At 50.3% G+C, this 3,232-nt stretch carries 4 protein-coding genes; 3 read left to right on the forward strand and 1 reads right to left on the reverse strand.

Translation table 11 applies throughout. From position 1 onward, the window contains the following. A partial coding sequence (locus J4G02_11765) for a 50S ribosome-binding GTPase (GenBank protein ID MCE2395254.1) occupies positions 1-574 on the reverse strand: 574 nt, incomplete at its 3' end. A 272-nt stretch (positions 575-846) separates the two neighbouring features. Between J4G02_11765 and J4G02_11770 the strand changes: the two genes are divergently transcribed. From J4G02_11770 to J4G02_11780, 3 genes are all read left to right on the forward strand, one after another. Beyond that, positions 847-1,788 (forward strand): D-2-hydroxyacid dehydrogenase, encoded by a 942-nt coding sequence (locus tag J4G02_11770; GenBank protein ID MCE2395255.1) that lies wholly within the window; start codon positions 847-849, stop codon positions 1,786-1,788. A gap of 34 nt (positions 1,789-1,822) precedes the next feature. Next, positions 1,823-2,740 (forward strand): DUF4159 domain-containing protein, encoded by a 918-nt coding sequence (locus tag J4G02_11775; protein ID MCE2395256.1) that lies wholly within the window; start codon positions 1,823-1,825, stop codon positions 2,738-2,740. Between the two features lie 10 nt (positions 2,741-2,750). Then, the coding region (locus J4G02_11780) for an aminotransferase class III-fold pyridoxal phosphate-dependent enzyme (protein ID MCE2395257.1) at positions 2,751-3,232 on the forward strand (482 nt) is incomplete at its 3' end.

Below are 3,232 nucleotides of genomic sequence, written 5' to 3' on the forward strand. Positions count from 1 at the left end.
CATCTGACGGTTCCTCAATTCCCGCAATCTGAATCTTGGCTTCAGTCAACCTCGATTTAACGATTTCAACCTGATCCAGGATTTCATCGCTCGCAAGGCTGACGACGAGTAGGACGAGATCGGCGTTCCTCACAAGGTCAAATACCCACGGCTGCACGAAGTCCTGCGTGATCGGCGGTGTGTCAACCAACTGAAATTGGATGTTCTCATAAGCCAACATCCCGACGCTAGGCTCTTGAGTTGTATACGGCGTTGGGGAGACACTCGGCTTGGCTTTGGTGAAACTGGCTATAATTTGTGACTTACCAACATTAGGAGTCCCAATCAGCACAAGTTGTCCCGCACCTTGCTTGGGGACATGATAGCTGTGTCCTCTTTTCGACTGCTTCTTCCCATCGGCTTTCCGCAACTTTGCAATCCGAGATCGAAGATCTGCGCGAACCTTTTCGGTTCCCTTATGCTTTGGTGTGATTCGCGTCATCTCCTCCAATAGTTGGAGTCGTTCCTCGTCGGTCCGGGCCGCTTCAAGCTCGTGCTTCAGTTTATAATATTCGGGAGGGAGATTTGCTGGCATAGTCGGCTCCGTGGGTGTCGGAAATTTCAGATTTTAGTAGTAATTCCTATTTTAACTTTTGAAAGTATCCTCACACCTTACAATCAGAAAGATTATAAAGGATAGAAAAACGAAGATCAAGCAAAAAAAATCAAGGTATGGCATAAGGGGTAGTAATCAGAAAATGTCTGCTTTCCCTTTACAGAGAGATAGTGAAATGCTATACTACTATTGAGTGTACTATCGACGTAACTTCCCGCATGATTTAAGAAGACAGAATACGGTGATTTTCAATGAAATTCCTAATCTATCCGGCAGTTGATGAAAACGAACTACGAGCGCTTCAGTCCGTTTCGAATGAAGTTGAGGTTCAGAATGTTGAAAACGAGGACCAAGCCCTTGAAATTATTGGCGAGATTGATGCCATGTACGGCCGAATCACCCCGGATCTGTTAGCGCGGGCAAAAAAACTGCGCTGGATCCAGACCCCGATGGCAGGACTCGAACACTATATGTTCCCGGCACTGGCAGAAAGTGATATTACGCTGTCCAACATGCAGGGTATCTACAGTGACAACATCGCAGACCATGTGATGGGATATATCCTGATGTTTGCGCGTGGCTTTCATATCTTTCTGAGGAGGCAGCTTGAACGGAACTGGGCAAAAGATGTCCCGGTCATCCATCTTGCGGACAAAACGCTCGGAGTCATCGGGCTTGGTGGGATTGGGACAGCGGTGGCAAAACGCGGCGCAGCAGCCGAGATGCGTGTCATCGCCACGAACGCGGTAGAGATCGAGAAACCCGACTTCGTTGATGCACTATGGGATATCGACAGGCTGGATCATCTGCTAGCGGAAGCCGATTTCGTCGTCAGCTGTGTCCCCCACACTCCCGAAACCTTCAAGCTGATTAACACAGATCAGCTCAAACAGATGAAACAAACTGCGTATCTCATCAATATCTCGCGAGGCGTTGTTGTGGATCTAGCTGCTTTGACCGCTGCACTAGAAGCGGGCGAAATCGCCGGCGCTGGACTTGATGTATTTGAAACCGAACCACTTCCCGCCGACCATCCACTCTGGGCGATGGAAAATGTCATTATCACGCCCCATACTGCGGGATCGGGACCCTACACAGCAGACCGACGCATCGAAGTCGTAACAGCAAACCTTCGCCGATTCGTCGCCGGCGAGCCAGTAAGGAATATAGTAGACAAGAATCGCTGGTGTTGAGGTATAGTCGATCCTAACTTGGGAGAATATATCCGTGGACTCTAGCAACAAGAAAAATCGCGCTATATTCACAGGCGAACCGATCCATCTCCAAGAGCAAAAGTCACTGCGCCCAGCTCTATCGCATGTGTCCCGTCGAGCGTTTCTCAAGGGCGCAACAGGAATTGCAGCATCAGCCCTCGCCATGGATCAGTTTGCAGGTTGGTGTCAAGCCGCTCCTTTTAGAGAATACATTCCATACGATGCCCCACGAGACGCCCATTACGGTCACCACTACGGCTGGATCGAACATCACCGCCCGTCGCCGGAATCAATCGGTGAGAAGTTTGTCTTTGTCCGACTCAAATATCCGGGCGGAGATTGGTTCACAAACGCAGTGAACTACTACCGTTGGCCCGCTGATACAAAGTTTACAGAGATGCTGGCAAGATATACCTCCATCGACGTTGAGCTCCACGAGAATCCACAATACGTTTCAATCGAGGAGGATGACATTGACCACCTCTGCAACTACCCTTTCATCTTTATGACGGGGCACCTCGGCGTCCGATTTTCGGACGAGGACATCCGAAAATTACGGGAATACCTGGATCGCGGTGGTTTCCTCCACGTTGAAGATTGTGATATCCGCATCGACCGGATGCGCCCGGCGGTCTATCGCCTGATGCAACGCATTTTTCCAGAGAAAAAGTTTGAACGACTTGATATGAGCCACCCAATCTATCACACCATCTACGATCACGATGAATATCTCGGCGGCGACAAGCTAGTTACACCCCATGGAGATTTCGACGAAGCAATCATGATCGATGATCGGATCGCCGTCTACTTCTGTCCAAGCGACCTCAACTGCGCGTGGGAGGGACGGGTGTGCGAACCGGGTGGCGAGGAACAGCGGCAGTGGGCATTTGAGCAGGGGATGAATGTTGTCACATACGCCCTCACCCATTAAAGGACTAACTATGATAAGATTCGATCAATCTAAGAGACGTCTTGCTAACTTTGCGAAATATCTGCCCGGAGGAGTGAACAGCAACTTTAGGCTGGGTATCTCCCCAACGCCACTTGTTTTTGAACGCGCAGAAGGTCCCTATCTTTACGATGTCGATGGCAACAGGCTTATCGATTACTATCTGGGGATGGGGCCCATGATCCTAGGGCATAATCCCGAACCGGTGCTCAAAGCGGTAACAGAGCAGCTCAAATACGGGATCCTATATGCCGGTCAGAGCGAGATCGAGTTTGAAGCAGCGCGCCTATTCTGTGAAATTGTTCCCTGTGCGGAGATGGTGCGCTTTAACTGCGCGGGAAGTGAGGTAGTTCAGGCTGCCCTGCGAGTGGCTCGCGCTGCCACAGGACGTTCGATCATTGTTAAGTTCGAGGGACACTATCACGGCTGGCTCGACAATGTGCTTTGGAGCATCGCCCCTACACCGGATCAGTT

The sequence above is a fragment of the Candidatus Poribacteria bacterium genome (assembly GCA_021295755.1).
Classification (GTDB): Bacteria; Poribacteria; WGA-4E; order WGA-4E; family PCPOR2b; genus PCPOR2b.